Origin of the sequence: Jeotgalibacillus proteolyticus (genome assembly GCF_050107735.1) — a bacterium.
GTDB lineage: Bacteria > Bacillota > Bacilli > Bacillales > Jeotgalibacillaceae > Jeotgalibacillus > Jeotgalibacillus proteolyticus_A.
The window spans coordinates 43,010-56,420 of sequence record NZ_JBNILO010000006.1 but is presented as its reverse complement, the minus strand read 5'-3'; the positions used below and the strand labels follow the sequence as shown (position 1 = coordinate 56,420).

Below are 13,411 nucleotides of genomic sequence, written 5' to 3'. Positions count from 1 at the left end.
ATATGAATTACATCCCCTTAAGACATGGTTTTTCAATGTCTTAAGGGATTCTGCTGCCTTATTTTATAACTAGGTCTTTCTTTTTAAGAGCAAGTGTAAGAGGAATAGAGAGCAGGGATACTCCTGCTGCTGCGATCAGCCAGCCCTTCCCGCCGGTACCTGTGCTAACGCGTTCTGCTTCCTTGCCCTTGCTGTCATGACTCTTATCGGACGGAATGCTGGTCGGTTCACTTCCAACCGTTCTTTGTACTCCGCCCGATTCTTCCTGAGCATTTTGTTCATGCTGCTGATCCTCTGGCGTTTTAGTTGTGCGTTCAAGGTCATCCTGCTTTTCACCAATCCCTTTCAAGAAGGTGATGCCTACAGCCATCGCTCTTTTTACGTCCGGATCAGTTAATGACCGGAGAAGGGTGAAGTAACCGCCCTTCTCCTCTTCCTCTGATAGCTCCGAAATGCGGGCAATACCCGTATTAACTTTTAAAATTAATGGCTCTAGCTGCTGAACATTCAACGTTCCTAATGTTCCAAGCATCAGCAGGAGATTTTTCAGCGTGTTGGTTGTTTCAGGAGAATCCGCTGTTTTAACCAGAATATCCATTACCTTGTCTCCCTGGGAGAGGAGCGCGGTCCCCATTTCCAAAATCCCCCGGTCCTGGAGGTGGTTCAGGATTTTAAATGTTTCCTGAATCGCCTCTTTATTGGCCAGAAGCATGTTTTCAATTGATTCCAATTCACTTTTCCGGAGCTCTTCTTCACTTACCTGAAGACGGTGAATGACTTTCGTTGCTTTAGCCACGGTAGCTCGACTCCTTCTTAATCTTCACCAGATCACCAGGGAAGATGTAATCCTTGCGCTTCCATTTTTCTTCCACTTGCACACCGATTTGCGGCTGCGGATTTCCATTTCGATGGTTGATTCTAGGCAATGGGCTTTCCCCTTTTGGTCTGAGAATCTCAAGCTTTGCACTGATTTCCTTATACGCAGGAGTATCTGTATCTTTGTCGGCATGACTGCTTGTTAGAAAGTTGATTGCGGCTTCTCCTGAATCGTTCATAGGAAGGTAGACTTCTTTTCCTTTTACTCGGTCCGTAACTAGGCACTCTACTTTTACATGCCCGTATGGGGAAGTGAGGCGGACCAGTGTGCCATCCTCAAGCCCTCTTTCTTTTGCAAGCTCAGGTGATACCTCCAAAAATGCTTTCGGTGTTTTAGAGGTAATGCCTTTAGATTTATACGTCATATTGCCCTCATGGAAATGTTCAAGCAAACGTCCATTGTTTACGTGAATATCGTATTCCTGATCGAAATCAAGAGGCTTGGTCCATTCAACAGGGAATAACCTTGCTTTGCCATCCGGAAACGGGAAATCTTCTGTGAATAGTAGCGGTGAGTCAGTGCCATCTGCAGCTACAGGCCACTGAAGACTCTTGTAGCCTTCAAGACGCTCATAGGTTACTCCTGCATAAAGCGGAGAAAGAGAAGCTGCTTCTGCCATAATTTCGCTCGGATGATTAAAGGTCCAATCTCCTCCAAGACGGTTCGCAATTTCCTGAATGATTTTCCAGTCCGGTTTTGAGTCCCCTAATGGATTCATCACCTGATACAAACGCTGGATTCTTCTTTCGGTATTCGTAAAGGTGCCTTCTTTTTCAAAGCTTGGACTGGCCGGCAGCACCACATCTGCAAATTCAGCTGTTTTGGAAAGGAAAATATCCTGGACAACAAAGAAATCAAGCTTTTCAAAAGCCTCATGAACATAGTTTAAGTTTGAATCCACCATTCCCATGTCCTCGCCTTTTAAATACATCATTTTTAGATCACCGGAGTGAACAGCAGCGATCATCTCGTGGTTATTTAATCCTGGCTCGGACGGTAAAGGTCCTCCCCATTTTTCTTCATATTTAGCACGAACGGCATCATCTGTAACTTTTTCATATCCAGGAAAACGATCTGGCATACTGCCAAAGTCGCTGGCACCTTGAACATTATTATGACCGCGAAGAGGATAGCTTCCGGCACCTGGCTTCCCGTAATTTCCTGTAATCAGCAGAAGGTTTGATATGGCTGTGCTGGTATCGCTTCCACCAAGATGCTGCGTGACACCCATGGCCCATAAAACAGATACCGTTTTTACCTCCACGATTTGTTCAGCCATAAAGATCAGGGTTTCTTTGTCGATTCCTGTCGTCTCTGCCGCATACTCCATTGTGTATTTTTCTAAGCTGGCAACATACTCCTGAAGACCGTTGACCCGGTTTTCAAGGAAGGTTTTATCAGCCCAGCCCTGATCCACGATGTATTTGGTCACGGCAGAAAGCCATACAATATCCGTACCTGATTTCGGCTGGATAAAGAGATCTGCGCGATCTGCCATTTCATGCTTTCTGAGATCTGCGACAAACAGTTTCTGCCCTTTTAATTTGTGCGAGCGCTTTACTCGTGTAGCAAGAACCGGGTGGGATTCAGCAGTGTTCGATCCAACAATCAGAACGAGCTCTGCTTTTTCAATATCTGTAATGGATCCAGAGTCTCCACCGTGGCCTACTGTTCTGAAAAGTCCCATGGTTGCAGGAGTTTGACAATAACGGGAGCAATTGTCCACGTTATTGGTCCCAATAACGGAACGGGCAAGCTTCTGCATGACATATGATTCTTCATTTGTACATTTGGAAGAAGAGATAAAGGCCATCGAGTCTGGTCCGTGCTCTTGCTTTGCCTGAGAGAACTTAGACGTAATAAGCTGTAGAGCTTCCTCCCATTCAGCTTCACGGAAGGCATCTCCTTCACGGATGAGCGGTTTTGTGATGCGTTCTTCGCTGTTAACAAAATCCCAGCCGAATTTCCCTTTTACACAGGTCGAGATGCCATTTGCAGGTGCTTCAGCCTGAGGCTCCACTTTTAAAATTTTGCGGTCCTTTGTCCAGACATCAAAGCTGCAGCCTACACCGCAATACGTACAAACCGTTTTTGTTTTTTTAATTCTCTCGTCACGCATGGCAGATTCCATATCAGAAATTGCCAGAATGGAGCCGTAGCCTGTTTCTACATTTTTTGTAATTTCAATCATTGGACGAAGAGTCTTTTTAGCGATTCCTGTGAGGAAACCGGCTTCCCCTTCCATTCCCTTTTCCATCATGGCATTACATGGACAAACGGTAGAACAATGTCCGCAGGATACACAGGAGGATTCATTTATTTTGGAGTCCTTGTCCCAAATCACGCGGGGCTTTTTTAAATTCCAGTCGATTGTCAGCGTTTCTGTGACCTGAACATCCTGACAGGCTTCCACGCAGCGTCCGCACAGGATGCATTGATCCGGATCATAGCGGTAAAACGGATTGGAATCATCTACTTCAAATGGTTTTTCTTCAAATGGCATACTTTGGTGATTAATCTTCATATCTTTAACTGTATTATGTATTTCGCAGCTTCCATTGTTATAGTCACAAACTGTGCAGTATAGTTCATGATTTTTCAAAATGCGGTCCATGCCGATCACTTGGGCTTCTTTTACATCCTTATGTTCGGTGTCCACTACATCTCCTTCGTTTAATGACGTAGAACAGGATCGGACAAATTCCCCGTTTACCTGCACAATACAGGTATCGCATGTTTCAATAGGACCCAGACTTGGATGATAGCAAACCTGCGGCACTTCAATGGAATGCTCTGTCAGCGCCTGGAGAACGGTTTGTTCTTCACCGACATGAACGTCTTTTCCATTAATATTGACTCTCTTCTGATCCGGCACGATCATCTCTCCCCATAATTTAATGTTTTTTCAAAAAACAGTCTTTTTACTTTGCTACCCTAAAGGAATAAATTAAAACGTCATCGGTCCTATTATGTCGTAATTTTCCGATTCTTTCAGGGCTCCGCCTTTCTTACTGCTTATTAATTTCCATTACAATATGGCCAATTTCCGGCAAAATAAGTTTGTTTAGCGCAAGCTTAACTGCACCCGTTGAGCCAGGCATCGCAAAGATCACCGTTTCTTTTACAGTTCCTGCGACAGCTCTTGATAAGATGGCCGCTGAACCGATATCTTCTGTATAGCTTAAGCAGCGAAAAATTTCTCCAAAGCCGATTAATTCTTTTTCTAAAAGAGGGGTAACAGCTTCAATGGTTACATCTCTTTTGGAAAACCCTGTTCCCCCATTTAAGAGGATTGCATCAATTTCAGGGTCCTGTATGCCGCTTTGAACAGCTCTTTGAATAAGGAGTTTTTCATCCGCAGTAATTTCATAGCTTTTCACTGTGTGCTCATTTTCTTTCAGCAGATTAATTATTTTCTTCCCGCTTTTATCTGTTTCTTCTGTTCGTGTATCACTGACGGTTATGACTTTGCAGGTGACGGGTCCGGCAGACTTTTTTCTGTGTTCAGACAACATATTTTCATTCCTCCACTTTACCAGCATTTTTTAGTTTAAATTGGCTGGGTATTCCAACGCCAAAAAAGACAGACGGAATCTATTCCGCACTGCCCTTGGGCTAACCCCCGATATACGACATCTCAATTTTCTTTCTGTTTTTCGCGGTCTCTTCTGTCCGTTCATCAGAATAACGGTCTTTTCGCTTGTTCCACAGAAGAGCAATTTTGTCTGTTATCTCTTCACTAGTGGAAGTATTTCTCATAAATGCTTTTAAATCAAAGCCATCTGATGCAAATAAGCATGTATAAAATCGTCCGTCAGCTGATATTCTTGCACGGGTGCAAGTGGAACAAAAAGAATCTGAAACGGAAGAAATCACTCCTACTTCAGAAGAAGTGCCGGCATAGCGGTAGCGGCTCGCTACTTCACCATAATAGGCTTCATCAAGAGGAATTACCTTGAACTTCTCATTCAAACGCTCAATAATCTCTTTTTTTGTTACTACAGATGATAGCTTCCAGCCGTTTGTACTGCCTACATCCATAAACTCGATAAATCTGAGTGTAATGTTCCGGTCTTTGAAATACGAGGCCATTGGAATAATCTGGTCGTCATTCACGCCCTTTTGCACGACCATATTAATTTTTACCTCAAGACCGGCATTCAGTGCCGCAGATATCCCTTTTAAAACCGGTTTTGTGCTGACATTTCTACCATTCATTTTTTTAAATACGTCTTCTTCAATCGCATCCATGCTGACATTGACACGCTGGAGACCTGCTGCTTTTAATTTTTCTGCATACTTTGGAAGCATCATCGCATTGGTGGTCAAGGCAATATCCTGAATTCCCTCAATGGCATACAGTTTTTCAATCAGCTCATGCAGATCTTTCCTGAGCAGCGGCTCACCGCCTGTTAAGCGGACTTTTTCCACGCCAAGCTCTGCCATTGATCGGACAAGCTGACAGATTTCATCAAATGATAAATACGCTTCTTTAGGAAGAAAGGCAAAATCCGGTCCGAAAATTTCAGCTGGCATACAATAGGAGCAACGGAAATTGCATTGATCCGTAACCGATATTCTGATATCTCTAAGAGGTCTTGAATAAACGTCCCGTACTGGTTCGGTCATGTTCAATCTCCTTTCTTAAGCACCTGTGACTCATTTAAAACGCACTAGAATGCAAGCAGAATAATACTATTCATTCTTTTTCAGATGTTCAAATTCCAGTTGGTCATTTATATTTTCAAAAGCCCGTTTTCTTATACCGGACTCTTCTTCTGACACTGTCTTAGCATGAAAGCGCTCAATCCATTCCATCATGCGGTAGCTCCCCGAGGCTAATTGGTTGGTTAAATGAAGCAGGGTATCTCTATGATAAATAGCACATAAGGGCTGCAGTCTGTTATCAGAACAAGGAATGACACCTTGAATGCCGCTCGAAAGATACCTGAAAAGTTTTCCAGCCGCCTCCGCATTAAAAAATGGCATGTCACAGGCAAGAACGAAATACCATTGTGCGTCCCTTTGCTGCATTGCAGTATAAATACCCGATAAAGGACCTTTTTCTATAAAAGGCTCTTGATCCTGTATAACAGAATACGCTGTTTCGTTTTCAAAGCGGTCTTTTAAATCAGGATGACTGACGACCAGTATTTCTTCTGTGTAAGGAGAAAGCGCGTCTGCTGCATGCTGATAAAATGGTTTGCCGTTCATTTCAGCAAACGCTTTCGGTTCACCGAAACGTGTAGATCCCCCGCCCGATAAAATAACGCCGATGCATTTTTCTCCCACTTTTTTTCTCTCCTTTACCCGCCGCTGACTGGTGGAATCAAGGCCACACGATCGCTTTGGGATACCCGATCTTCAGGTGCAGCATATTCTTCATTTATAGCGACCATTAGTGACTCCGTTTCGATAGCATAGCGTGAAGAAAGTTCTGCCAGCAGTTCAGCCACAGAAAGCGAGGTTTGCTCAAGAGTGATCGTATCCTGTCCGGTCTGTTCTCTTAAATGCGCAAAACATTGAATGTGTATCATAAGGGCTTCACCTCCCCGGGTTCCCCATTTGAATAAGGTGTTTTTTCAAGCTGATCTCCTATCCATGCTTCTCCGTCTTCCCAATATTCCTTTTTCCATATCGGCACGATTTGCTTGATCCGCTCGATCGCATATTCATTTGCCAAGTAGGCATCCTTTCGATGAGGAGTCGAGACTGCAATGACAACGGCTATATCTGAAATAGCCAGCTTTCCTGTACGGTGCGTAATCGCAGTGACGGCATCCGGCCATTTTTCTTTAATTTCATCGCCTATTTTCTCTAATTGCTTTTCTGCCATTTCCGGGTACGCTTCGTATTGAAGAGACAGCGTTCTTTTTCCCTTCGTAAACTCCCGGGCGGTTCCGATAAAGTTCACAACGGCTCCTGCCTCAGGACGAATGACTTTCTTTGTTACTTCTTCCACCTCGATCGGCTGAGAAGTGATCCTATACATAAATTTTCCCCCTTAAAAAATCGACAAACCACCCACAGTATTTTTCATGTTCGTCTCTTAAAAAAACAGGGATGGATAGGTCCTCTATTTCCACTGTTTTCTCCCGAAGAATCAGTACGATATTTGTCAGATCTTTTAACAGTGAAGCATCTTCCTGTTTGCCAAGCATCACAATTTTCGGGTAGTGGGCTTTTTTATAGCCTTCGATGAGGATGCCATCTGCACGAAGGGCTTTATAAATAGCCGTTAGCTCTTCGAGAGTCCACTGCCCTTTTTGGTTTGCGAGCTGTAATACACCGTCTCCTTCAACCGCGCTGAGAGCTGCACCTGCCTGCATATGCTTATGGCTGTCTTTTGACGACAGAGTTCCATCAGGCTCACCGCCATGTCCATGGTGTTTAATGGTCCCCAGCCGGAACCCCGCTTTCACAGCGCTTTTAATCAGCCGCTGTGCTGCAGTGGTTTTGCCGCTGTTTTGATAGCCGACGATTTGAACAACCGGAAAGTCTACTCCCATGGCCACTCACTGCCTTCAGTTGATTCAAGAAGCAGCACGTCCACCTGATCTCCCTCTTCGTAGCCTCTTGTTCCTCCCGGCAGCACGATAAAACAATCGGTACCGGCAAGAGATGTGACGGCACTTGACTTATCAAATCCATTTGGGCCGGCCCATACTCCTCTTTCATCATAAGAAAGCCGGCTGCGGACAAATCGTGTAAAAGGATTTGGTTTAGGAAAATCCTTTGATAATCGCGCCGTCACTTTTAACAAATGCGGCTTGGTATTGAATAAACGAAGATTTATGACTGGCCTGACATACAGCTCAAAACCAACAAAACAAGCAGAGGGGTTTCCTGATAAGCCAAAAAGTAGTTTCCCTTTAAGATGAGCAACCGTTGTGACACTGCCGGGTCTCATTGCGATCTTGTTAAATAATACATCTGCGCCAAGTCTGTCGTAAATGGCAGGAAGGAAATCAAAATCTCCGACAGAAACGCCGCCGGTAGTAATCAGCATGTCTACCTCGTCTATTGCCTTCTGAATGGATGAAAAGCAGCCTTCAAGATCATCATCCAGCTTTCCAAACATTTTGACTTCTCCACCGGCAGCCCTAATCTGTGCAGCTGCCATATAGGCATTGCTATTGCGGATTTTGCCTGGCTGCAATTGTTCACTTACATCAAGCAGCTCAGAGCCGGTAGCAAAAACTCCTATTAAAGGCTTTTTGGCTACCTCCACAAACTCATAGCCAAAGGTCGCCAGAACAGCCACTACACCAGGTGTGATTTTCGTTCCTTTCTGAACGAGCACCTCACCCTCTTTTGTGTCTTCTCCTGTGAACGAGATATTATCCCCTTTTTGAAAGGCCCGTTTGATTGACATACTCTCCTGCCCGTCCTTCGAGGATTGGGCTGTTAATTCAAGCATTACCACCGCATCACACTCATCCGGTATTTTTGCTCCAGTCATAATCCTCGCAGCTTCAAACGCATTTACTTTTTTTGAAGCGACAAAGCCGGCACCGATTGTCTCTGTAATCATAAATGTGACAGGGTGCTGTCTTGTTGCATGAGTTGAATCTTCTGCCCGGATGGCAAACCCGTCGTAAGGGGACCGGTCAAAAGGCGGAACGGGATGCAAAGCTTTAATGTCCACAGCAAGGGTTCTGCCGTATGATTCTTCAATATGTACTTTTTCTGTTTTGCCTGAACCTGCAAGAGTGATGACACGGCTCACCGCTTCTGCTACCGGAATGGGCTTTCTTTTCTCAACCATGGCGCGGCTCTCCCTTCTTCACTATTTAAACCTGCGATTAATTGAACTGACATGATACAATGACGAATATGACGAGTAAATGAGGTGCTCCTATGGCAGAGTTTACACATTTTAATGAGCAGGGCAGAGCAAAAATGGTGGATATCTCCGAGAAAACGCACACAGTCCGCTCTGCAGCCGCTCAAACCAGTGTACTGGTTAATCCCGAAATCTATCAAAATATTACGAATCAAACCATGAAAAAAGGGGACGTTTTAAGTGTCTCCCAGGTAGCCGGCATTATGGCTGCAAAGCAGACCGCATCTCTTATACCAATGTGCCACCCTATCTCTCTCAGTGCTGTTGACATCTCTTTCAGCTGGGAGCAGAAAAAAGAAAGCTTCGAGCTTATCATTGTTGCAACAGTCAAAACAACCGGAGGTACAGGTGTGGAAATGGAGGCTTTAACGGCTGCATCCGTTTGTGCGTTAACTGTTTATGATATGTGCAAGGCGCTTGATAAAGGGATGGTAATCGGACCTGCTTTTTTAAAGGAAAAAACAGGAGGAAAAAATGGAGATTATCACCGCCGGATGATTCCAGCTATGCATATGGATGAACGACCCTGATCAAAAGCAAGGAAAGTACATGATTATACTTATTCAGTTGTTCCCCTCTTACAGGAGGGCGAAACGTTCTGCAGCTGGTTTTCCCTCTCGTCCAGGCAAACGGACCAGAGGGATTTTTTCTCAGCTGAAAATTCTATGGTATATCTTTTTCGCTTCTGCAACGTCGTTTGTACCATGAATAAGCACCCGGCCATCTTCAAAGACCACCATCCGTTTTTCATTCATTTCCACACTCAATAAAAAATGATTGTACTGCACAGGCAGCCCTTGTGTAGTAAAGATTGCATTTAAATCCGGCAAATGAAGATTTTTCTTCACAGCAGGACGGATTTGTACAGTATCCCTTCCGCATAGCACCGCTGTTTTCATAGTATGTTCAGCAGATAAATACGGATAGGTCGGCTGAGTTCCACAGGTTGGACACATGCTGCTTTTACGTTTTCCGACTTGAATGGCTGCATGTGTATTTTGCCACAGATCAAACGTAATTAATTTTCCGCTAAGCGACCCTTTGTCCTCCACCAATAATTTCAGTGCTTCCGTTGTTTGATAAGACACAACCATTCCCACTGCCGGACTGATAATCCCGGCTGTATCACAGGTCTGCCCGCCTGCAGTCGGCATTTTATTCCATAAGCATTGAAAACACGGGGTCTCACCTGGAATAATGGTAAACGTCATTCCACTGCTTCCTACACAAGCTCCATAAATCCATGGAATTCCCAGTTTATGTGATACATCATTTAGGATCAGCCGCGTCTCATAATTATCTGTCGCATCCAGAATTAAATCTGCTTCACCTGCTAATTCCAGCAGGTCAGTCCAGGTCGCATCAAGTACATGCGACTCTACTTTCACAGTATGATTAATTTGTTCAAGTCTGTATTTTGCTGCTATGGCTTTAGGCAGCTTTTTTTGTGCATCGAGCTCGCTGTATAATTGCTGCCGCTGCAGATTGCTGATCTCGACGTAATCTCGGTCCACGATGGTCAGCTTGCCCACTCCAGCGCGTACAAGAGACTCTGCGTTTCCTGTGCCAAGAGCTCCTGCTCCGACAAGCAGGACATGCTTCTTTTTGAGTAATTGCTGTCCTTCTTCACCAATTGGACGAAAGAGTTCCTGTCTTGAATATCGATCGTCTGTCATTGATCTCCCCCCTTTTCCTATTTGACTTGTTATGTACAGAATGGCATTTAGTTGAAAAGTGTCCTTTAAACATAGCAATAATTAGACATGGGAACAAGAATTTGGTTTTAGTTCATTTCGAGTTTCATATATTCTTCATCAATATAAACTCCGTTTAGTTTAAGCGCCTTTTTTTCCAGGCCATATGGTTTAAATCCCAGCGAAGTATATAAGCTTTTCGCATTTGCATTTGATTCCACTACAGTCAACAGCAGCTGTTCCACTTCCTTTAATTCACCCGCTTTTTGAATCGCTTTTTCCATTAGCTTTCTGCCAATTCCTTTTTGTCTGTATCGAGGATCCACGTACATTGCCACGATATCTGATTTATGCCGGAGTTTTTCTTTTTGCTGTGGAATAAGTGTAACGGTCCCCACGAGTTTTTCCTCGATCCATCCACCGAATGTAAATAAATAAGGAATGTCTAGACGCGCTTGAAATGCTTCGACGGATAATTCTTTTTCTTCTTCATAGCTGGCTGCAAAGGCTTCTGGATTTTGCAGAAGTGCCTGCAGTCTTAACTCTCTATACTCTTTTGCGTGCTGGCCTGTTAGCTGAATGATCATCTTATCTCCCTTTCTCTTAATCTGTTTATTGAATTATAAAGGAATTTCACTTATGAAGATATTACCCTTTTTAAAGCACATCGTCAGGTTTTGATTTTAGCATGCCGGGTATCCATAAACTGTAACCAAAAATAGAAATATCAGGAGGTTTTATCATGAGTATCGAAAATAAAGTAGAAAAAGAGATTCAACAGACTGATAATGAAAAAAAAGAAGATATCCTTCAGAATTTTGACCGCTTTAAAAACTATCTTGGCGACCAGGTATCTAAAGGTGAAAAGCTTGGATTAGGCGAAGAATCACTCGCTAAAGGTGCAGAAAAAGTCGGAGACTACCTATCGAAAAACGAAGATCCGCGCAACCGCGAGGAAAAACTTCTTCAGGAGCTATGGAAAGTTGGAGACAAAGATCAGCGCCATCAGCTTGCACATCTGCTTGTCCGTTTAGCACAAACAACTAATTAATCGATGCAGCTGAAAAATAGAGGGTGACCCTGTATCTGCTTTTATGCAGATGCAGGGTCACCTTTTTTTCTTGATTTTAATAGTAATCGTTCACAATCCTATTAGTTCCTGTGCAGGAATGACTATTTCACCCCCACAAAATGGTTTATTTACAGCGCTACCGCTTCTTCTAATGTAGAAAGTTAAGAATTCGTAAATAATCCTCCTGAAGCTTCACAGCCGCAGCCCGTCCTGCTAAACTTCAATGTAGAATATCGATATCGATTTACAATAGTAAGGAAGAGGAGATTCTATTTGGAGGATAAAGTTCTACGCAAACTATTTCTTGGTTTTATCCAGATTCATATTTTGCATCATGCTAAAGAAGAACCCATTTATGGTGCCTGGATGGTACAGGAACTCCAGGAGCATGGGTATACCATGTCATCCGGCACCCTCTATCCCATTTTGCATTCCATGGAAAAAGATGGTTTAGTCACAAAATACGAAAAGGTAACGGATGGGAAAATACGCAAATATTATTCTGCCACAACGAAGGGAATAAAAGTACTTGAAGAAGCAAGGGTGAAAGCAAAAGAACTAATAAAGGAAATTAATGATTAAGGTTAGGAGACGATTATGAAAGAACGAGTAACTTTTCAGACACTTATTCAACTTTTACTTATTTCCACAAGGCTTGGGCTTACGTCATTCGGCGGACCTGTCGCCCATTTAGGCTATTTTCATGATGAATATGTCCGCCGTAGAAAATGGATCGATGAAAAAACGTACGCAGATCTTGTGGCTTTATGCCAATTTCTCCCTGGACCTGCAAGCAGTCAGGTGGGCATTGGGATAGGAGTCCTCCGTGCCGGCACGATTGGAGGAATTGTTTCGTTTATCGGGTTTACTTTGCCTTCCGTTCTGGTTCTTATATTATTTGCTCTCGCTGTGCAGAGCTTTGATGCCAGTAACGCAGGATGGCTGCAGGGCTTGAAAATTGTGGCAGTTGCTGTTGTCGCTCATGCCATTTTGGGAATGGCCAAAAATCTTACACCGGATTTAAACCGTAAAGCGATCGCACTGCTCGCGCTGACAATCACTTTGCTCTGGCAAACAACGTATTCACAGATCCTTGTGATTCTACTCGCAGGGGTTATTGGCTGGATTTTATTTAAAGGTCAGCAAGCTGAAGAAAAAAAATCATTTTCTTTCCCCATTTCAAAGAAGTTTGGTGCTGCTTGTCTAGTCTTGTTTTTCGGTTTATTGCTCCTTCTGCCGATCTTGAGAGAAGCCACTCAGTGGGGGTGGATGGCTATGTTCGACAGCTTTTACCGGGCTGGTTCCCTTGTTTTTGGTGGAGGCCATGTTGTTCTCCCGCTTCTCGAACGTGAATTTGTCCCGACCGGCTGGATCAGCCAGGAAGATTTCTTGGCAGGCTACGGGGCAGCGCAGGCAGTACCTGGTCCTCTATTTACTTTTGCAGCTTACTTAGGCGCTGTAATGGATGGCTGGTCAGGAGGCTTGCTTGCTACATTTGCTATTTTTCTTCCTGCCTTTTTATTGATTCTAGGCGCTCTTCCATTTTGGAATCAGCTGCGGCAGAATTCTTCTATTAAAGGAGCGCTGACAGGTGTGAACGCTGCAGTAGTCGGCATTTTAATTTCAGCCTTTTACTTCCCAATCTGGACAAGCTCCATTATGGAACCTGTTGACTTTGCTTTTGCAGCGATTTTGTTCAGTATGCTGGTTTTCTGGAAGCTGCCACCTTGGGTAATCGTTTTAAGCGGTGCAGTTGGCGGAACTATTATTTCCTACCTTTGGTAACTACAGCGGTATCGGGGGAATAGCCAATATAAGTAAATGCAAAAAAGGACATTTCTACGCCCTTTGAGATTCGTCAGACTTTGGGTAAATGTTTTACATTATCAAAAAAACCACCTGCCAGTTGGCCAGGTGGTTTT

Annotated in this window: 14 protein-coding genes and 1 pseudogene; 4 read left to right on the top strand and 11 right to left on the bottom strand. The window is 43.9% G+C overall.

The features are described from left to right. Window positions 1-259: 259 nt before the first annotated feature. From ACQCT8_RS10720 to glp, 9 genes and pseudogenes are all read right to left on the bottom strand, one after another. Window positions 260-796 (bottom strand): annotated as a pseudogene (locus ACQCT8_RS10720) (DUF1641 domain-containing protein); the annotation flags it as partial. Next, the gene (gene fdhF, locus ACQCT8_RS10715; RefSeq protein WP_426870947.1) at window positions 789-3,752 is read right to left on the bottom strand and encodes a formate dehydrogenase subunit alpha; all 2,964 of its coding nucleotides are present in this window, start codon (window positions 3,750-3,752) and stop codon (window positions 789-791) included. The pseudogene ACQCT8_RS10720 and the gene fdhF, both read right to left, overlap by 8 nt. A gap of 133 nt (window positions 3,753-3,885) precedes the next feature. Then, window positions 3,886-4,392 carry a MogA/MoaB family molybdenum cofactor biosynthesis protein gene (locus ACQCT8_RS10710; protein WP_426870945.1) on the bottom strand — a complete coding sequence of 169 codons (507 nt, stop codon included), beginning with the start codon at window positions 4,390-4,392 and terminating at the stop codon, window positions 3,886-3,888. Window positions 4,393-4,492: 100 nt separating this feature from the next. Then, on the bottom strand, window positions 4,493-5,506 hold the full coding sequence (moaA, locus tag ACQCT8_RS10705) for a GTP 3',8-cyclase MoaA (protein ID WP_426870943.1): 1,014 nt from the start codon (window positions 5,504-5,506) through the stop codon (window positions 4,493-4,495). A 66-nt stretch (window positions 5,507-5,572) separates the two neighbouring features. Then, on the bottom strand, window positions 5,573-6,169 hold the full coding sequence (gene mobA, locus ACQCT8_RS10700) for a molybdenum cofactor guanylyltransferase (protein WP_426870941.1): 597 nt from the start codon (window positions 6,167-6,169) through the stop codon (window positions 5,573-5,575). 14 nt (window positions 6,170-6,183) lie between these two features. Beyond that, window positions 6,184-6,414, bottom strand: coding sequence for a molybdopterin converting factor subunit 1 (moaD, locus tag ACQCT8_RS10695; RefSeq protein WP_426870939.1), 231 nt, complete (start codon window positions 6,412-6,414; stop codon window positions 6,184-6,186). Beyond that, window positions 6,411-6,869 (bottom strand): molybdenum cofactor biosynthesis protein MoaE, encoded by a 459-nt coding sequence (locus tag ACQCT8_RS10690; protein WP_426870937.1) that lies wholly within the window; start codon window positions 6,867-6,869, stop codon window positions 6,411-6,413. The genes moaD and ACQCT8_RS10690 overlap by 4 nt, the downstream gene beginning before the upstream one ends. After that, entirely contained in the window at window positions 6,862-7,386 is a 525-nt protein-coding gene (mobB, locus tag ACQCT8_RS10685) for a molybdopterin-guanine dinucleotide biosynthesis protein B (protein ID WP_426870935.1), read from the bottom strand. The genes ACQCT8_RS10690 and mobB overlap by 8 nt, the downstream gene beginning before the upstream one ends. Continuing rightward, window positions 7,377-8,645 (bottom strand): gephyrin-like molybdotransferase Glp, encoded by a 1,269-nt coding sequence (gene glp, locus ACQCT8_RS10680; protein WP_426870933.1) that lies wholly within the window; start codon window positions 8,643-8,645, stop codon window positions 7,377-7,379. The genes mobB and glp overlap by 10 nt, the downstream gene beginning before the upstream one ends. 92 nt (window positions 8,646-8,737) lie before the next feature. Between glp and moaC the strand changes: the two genes are divergently transcribed. Further along, the gene (gene moaC / locus ACQCT8_RS10675) at window positions 8,738-9,253 is read left to right on the top strand and encodes a cyclic pyranopterin monophosphate synthase MoaC (protein ID WP_426870931.1); all 516 of its coding nucleotides are present in this window, start codon (window positions 8,738-8,740) and stop codon (window positions 9,251-9,253) included. A gap of 120 nt (window positions 9,254-9,373) precedes the next feature. Here the strand turns inward: moaC and ACQCT8_RS10670 are convergent, their stop codons facing one another. Both ACQCT8_RS10670 and ACQCT8_RS10665 read right to left on the bottom strand, forming a co-directional pair. After that, window positions 9,374-10,399 (bottom strand): ThiF family adenylyltransferase, encoded by a 1,026-nt coding sequence (locus ACQCT8_RS10670; RefSeq protein ID WP_426870929.1) that lies wholly within the window; start codon window positions 10,397-10,399, stop codon window positions 9,374-9,376. 107 nt (window positions 10,400-10,506) lie between these two features. Beyond that, window positions 10,507-11,004: an N-acetyltransferase family protein gene (locus ACQCT8_RS10665; RefSeq protein WP_426870927.1), complete on the bottom strand. Its 498-nt coding sequence runs from the start codon at window positions 11,002-11,004 to the stop codon at window positions 10,507-10,509. Window positions 11,005-11,159: 155 nt separating this feature from the next. Here ACQCT8_RS10665 and ACQCT8_RS10660 point away from each other — a divergent pair, with 155 nt between their 5' ends. The 3 genes from ACQCT8_RS10660 (at window position 11,160) to ACQCT8_RS10650 (ending at window position 13,274) form a co-directional block, all read left to right on the top strand. Beyond that, window positions 11,160-11,468 (top strand): DUF3243 domain-containing protein, encoded by a 309-nt coding sequence (locus ACQCT8_RS10660; protein ID WP_278240595.1) that lies wholly within the window; start codon window positions 11,160-11,162, stop codon window positions 11,466-11,468. Between the two features lie 294 nt (window positions 11,469-11,762). Next, on the top strand, window positions 11,763-12,071 hold the full coding sequence (locus tag ACQCT8_RS10655; protein WP_426870925.1) for a PadR family transcriptional regulator: 309 nt from the start codon (window positions 11,763-11,765) through the stop codon (window positions 12,069-12,071). Window positions 12,072-12,086: 15 nt separating this feature from the next. Beyond that, window positions 12,087-13,274, top strand: a complete 1,188-nt coding sequence (locus tag ACQCT8_RS10650; protein ID WP_426870923.1) for a chromate transporter — start codon at window positions 12,087-12,089, stop codon at window positions 13,272-13,274. Window positions 13,275-13,411: the final 137 nt, after the last annotated feature.

What these genes read in the sequence shown, in the direction of transcription:
- ACQCT8_RS10710 (WP_426870945.1), bottom strand. Translation starts at nt 4,392, where the DNA reads ATGTTGTCTGAACACAGAAAAAAGTCTGCCGGACCCGTCACCTGCAAA.
- moaA (WP_426870943.1), bottom strand. Translation starts at nt 5,506, where the DNA reads ATGACCGAACCAGTACGGGACGTTTATTCAAGACCTCTTAGAGATATC.
- moaD (WP_426870939.1), bottom strand. Translation starts at nt 6,414, where the DNA reads ATGATACACATTCAATGTTTTGCGCATTTAAGAGAACAGACCGGACAG.
- ACQCT8_RS10690 (WP_426870937.1), bottom strand. Translation starts at nt 6,869, where the DNA reads ATGTATAGGATCACTTCTCAGCCGATCGAGGTGGAAGAAGTAACAAAG.
- mobB (WP_426870935.1), bottom strand. Translation starts at nt 7,386, where the DNA reads ATGGGAGTAGACTTTCCGGTTGTTCAAATCGTCGGCTATCAAAACAGC.
- glp (WP_426870933.1), bottom strand. Translation starts at nt 8,645, where the DNA reads ATGGTTGAGAAAAGAAAGCCCATTCCGGTAGCAGAAGCGGTGAGCCGT.
- moaC (WP_426870931.1), top strand. Translation starts at nt 8,738, where the DNA reads ATGGCAGAGTTTACACATTTTAATGAGCAGGGCAGAGCAAAAATGGTG.
- ACQCT8_RS10670 (WP_426870929.1), bottom strand. Translation starts at nt 10,399, where the DNA reads ATGACAGACGATCGATATTCAAGACAGGAACTCTTTCGTCCAATTGGT.
- ACQCT8_RS10665 (WP_426870927.1), bottom strand. Translation starts at nt 11,004, where the DNA reads ATGATCATTCAGCTAACAGGCCAGCACGCAAAAGAGTATAGAGAGTTA.
- ACQCT8_RS10660 (WP_278240595.1), top strand. Translation starts at nt 11,160, where the DNA reads ATGAGTATCGAAAATAAAGTAGAAAAAGAGATTCAACAGACTGATAAT.
- ACQCT8_RS10650 (WP_426870923.1), top strand. Translation starts at nt 12,087, where the DNA reads ATGAAAGAACGAGTAACTTTTCAGACACTTATTCAACTTTTACTTATT.